Source organism: Iningainema tapete BLCC-T55 (assembly GCF_014698965.1).
Classification (GTDB): domain Bacteria; phylum Cyanobacteriota; class Cyanobacteriia; order Cyanobacteriales; family Nostocaceae; genus Iningainema; species Iningainema tapete.
In genome coordinates, this window is the sequence record NZ_JACXAE010000081.1 from 1 (window position 1) to 2056 (window position 2056).

Annotated in this window: 3 protein-coding genes and 1 pseudogene; 1 reads left to right on the forward strand and 3 read right to left on the reverse strand. The window is 40.5% G+C overall.

The genetic code is table 11. The features are described from left to right. Positions 1-507, forward strand: a 507-nt coding sequence (locus ICL16_RS26285; protein WP_190833920.1) for a MerR family transcriptional regulator, incomplete at its 5' end; no start/stop codon positions are given. Between the two features lie 71 nt (positions 508-578). Here ICL16_RS26285 and ICL16_RS44940 read toward each other — a convergent pair. The 3 genes and pseudogenes from ICL16_RS44940 to ICL16_RS26295 all read right to left on the reverse strand — a co-directional run. Then, entirely contained in the window at positions 579-764 is a 186-nt protein-coding gene (locus ICL16_RS44940) for a hypothetical protein (RefSeq protein WP_202895733.1), read from the reverse strand. Between the two features lie 431 nt (positions 765-1195). Beyond that, positions 1196-1423 carry a hypothetical protein gene (locus tag ICL16_RS44945; protein WP_202895734.1) on the reverse strand — a complete coding sequence of 76 codons (228 nt, stop codon included), beginning with the start codon at positions 1421-1423 and terminating at the stop codon, positions 1196-1198. Positions 1424-1703: 280 nt separating this feature from the next. Beyond that, positions 1704-1979 (reverse strand): annotated as a pseudogene (locus ICL16_RS26295) (reverse transcriptase N-terminal domain-containing protein); the annotation flags it as partial. Positions 1980-2056 lie beyond the last annotated feature (77 nt).

Below are 2056 nucleotides of genomic sequence, written 5' to 3' on the forward strand. Positions count from 1 at the left end.
ACCCCAATCGATGCTCCAGAACGCTCTACTCGTATACAAATACTCTGGCATACTGGAGCTACAAGTATCTTAGTTGCAACACGCCCAACAAATGCAGACAAATACCGAACACCGAAAGAAGTTATTCAACTGATTGAGGAATTAGCTCTTGGTCGAACTGATACCGAAATTGCTCTTGAACTGAATCGTCGGGGTTTATTGAATACTACTGGGCGACCTTTTACCAAAAAAGGTGTTGCTTGGCTTCGCTGGAAATATGGTCTTGATAAACCTTTAAGTGACCCAATTGTTGCAAAATCGGGGATTAGCCCAGAAGGCTACTATTCCACCAGTGCCCTGGCTGAAAAATTAGGTGTTGGAATTCATACCATCCATTACTGGCGAGAAAAAGGAATTATCCAGGCTTTCCAAGAAAAGGATCAAAGCCCTTGGTGGTATGTAGTTACACCCGAAGTTTTAGAAACTTTACGTGAAAAAATCCGCCGTGTACCAGTGAAATCTGAATAGCTTCTGCGAGCGTACAAAATAATTATTTTGTACGAGTTCAACCCTTTGAGTAAAAAATTACTCAAAGGGTTTTACTGTATGTGAGAATTAGCCTTTGAGATAAATTTTTGACCATCAAAGTACCAAGCGATTCCATCTGGGTCATGTCCAGAAGTCCATTGTCCAAAATTGCGAGCGTTTTTCTTGTGACGAAGAGTACTGGGAGAAACATTTAGTCTTCTTGCTAAGGCCGCACCAGTTAGCTCTTGTGGCGTCAACGAATTTTGATTTTCTTTTGGTTTAAGTGGGCTACTGTGTAAATCACTCGATAGCTCACTATTAATGACTGTAACTATTGAGTGATTATTCTCTTCGGGTACTGATAGCTCACTAAGTGTGTCACTAACTAGCTCGCTGATTGCCGACGATTCAACCTCATTTAGCTCACTTGTAACAATTTCTGGACATACAGATTTTTTAATACTATCAATTATTATTGCTTGATTTGGTGGCTCACTAGACTCAGCTTTTAACTCACCAGTGCTTGCTTTGTCCGAATTAAAGGACTGGTTGTACTCTACCCGTGACTCACTTAGTGGTACACCAATGTCGGACTCAGCTTGCTTTTTCTTAACTTCTGTATCTGGTGACTCACTTAAATTCGGTTGTGAATCTGAGTGTAAACTGACATAAGCCTGCTTGAGAAATGCTACATCTTCAAGCAGGCTAACAACTTTACCTCTAACTCTGATAAACGAAAAGTTGTCGCTGGTGTGTCACTATCTGAGTCAGGTGTGCTACCAAAAAAGTAACTTTCAAGAATTGCGATCATTGCAGCAGAATCTGATTTTAAGCCTCGTTCGCGTTTAAATTCTACTAAACGCTCATAAATTCGTTGTGGTGGGTAGGCTGCTACGCGCGGATTATCCGTTGCCATAAATGCATCCCAATATACTCCTTTTTTAGTTTAACCCACTTTGAATTACTAGTAGATTACCAGTAAGCCACCTATAACTGATTAATAATACAAGATTTGAGCGGCGATTTTAATGCTACTAGTGAGCGACTAGTAGCACACGTGCTAACAAGCAACATAGCTTCTTTGTTATTTTTATAATTTCTCTTTTAGCTTTGAGTAAAAAGCTCTACGATAAGGAAATAGTGGGGGTCAAACAAAATATCCCTAAACTCTCTTGATTCGAGGTGCAATATGAACACACCGTCGGGACTTTCAGGTATCTGGTGGAGCCGTCTTTTTTGGGAATTGGTATCAGTCTAAGTTTGTTGTGATACCAATTCTTTTGTCTGAGTAATAATTCCAGGTTGAATCTTTCTTCAAACGTTAAAGCGGTCTTACCATCGATGCCAGCAGTCTTTTTACCAGCGTTTAGCTGAGTTACTTGACGAATTGCCAGAAACCTAGCCGCACGAGATTTCAGGATTAGCTTCTGTAGTGACATTGCTTTGCGCTTGTCTCCAGCTTGAACAGCTTTAACCCACATTCCGCACCCTTAACTGGCACATAGGAGAACGCATCGCCATTTTAGTACATAAGAACTAAAAAAGAAGT